Raw genomic sequence first — 886 nt, forward strand, 5'->3', positions numbered from 1 at the left:
CCATTGCATTGGATGTGATGGCTTTTATAAACCTGGCCTCCATCTCCTGGTTGCCGATATTGGCAATAAGCCCACCCTCCTCTGGCAGCTGCTCCAGCCAATATCCCAGTTCCAGGAGGAAATTGCTGTTGACCAGCCGGCAGTAATCCGTGAAGGACGGCGCCACCGCATACATGGCGAAGTTGTGTCGGCGGGTCTGGTTCCCCAGCATATCCTCCTTGACCAGGCTGTCCCCATTGCTGGACAGGCCATAACTGGAGCCCGGCTCCGTGAAATCCACATGGATATCTCCATCAACCAGAAACTCCGATATTTTGGGATACTCCGTCAGTTTCTGCCTCATAAAATCTATGATTGTCATTAGGTCCCTCCCCTGTCTATCAATGCTTGGGCAGCCTGCAGGATATCATCCTTATGGTCAGCCTTCATCCGGTCAAAAAACTTCTTTCCGCGCACAGGAGCACCGGCATAGGTCAATTCCTGGTCTGTCGGTATTTTAATCTCGTTCTTCTTCGCCCAGGCGCTGCCTGTTGTCGGTGATACATATAGGATGCCTTCATGCAAATAATGGGCATAAGGACCTGGTATGTCAATCTGTCCGGAGCCAATTACCGTAGCCATGACCATCATATGCTCCAGCTCCCCTGCCTGGCGCCGCGGCATATAGTCACCCATATACCTCATGCATTCGCCATCCACCAGCTTCTGCACCGACCCCCCAGGCTGCAAGCCGTGGTTTCTTTTAATGGTTTCTGCAGTGCTGATATTGAATTCCACCTTCATACCAACACCTCCTACTTACAGGCCAACTCATAATGTCGTACTGACTCACTGCCATACAGCCTTTCATCTACTGTGGTCACCGTCAGGAATCTATGGGCCGTCT

At 51.6% G+C, this 886-nt stretch carries 2 protein-coding genes; both read right to left on the bottom strand.

Annotated features, from left to right (window positions below; translation table 11 throughout):
* Nucleotides 1-361 (bottom strand): hypothetical protein (locus LI015_RS27950; RefSeq protein ID WP_227126777.1); only part of this gene is annotated, 361 nt, incomplete at its 3' end.
* Nucleotides 361-783 (bottom strand): minor capsid protein, encoded by a 423-nt coding sequence (locus LI015_RS27955; protein WP_227126778.1) that lies wholly within the window; start codon nucleotides 781-783, stop codon nucleotides 361-363. The genes LI015_RS27950 and LI015_RS27955, both read right to left, overlap by 1 nt.
* Nucleotides 784-886: the final 103 nt, after the last annotated feature.

Source organism: Enterocloster sp. 210928-DFI.2.20, assembly GCF_020554465.1.
Taxonomy (GTDB): Bacteria; Bacillota; Clostridia; order Lachnospirales; family Lachnospiraceae; genus Enterocloster; species Enterocloster bolteae.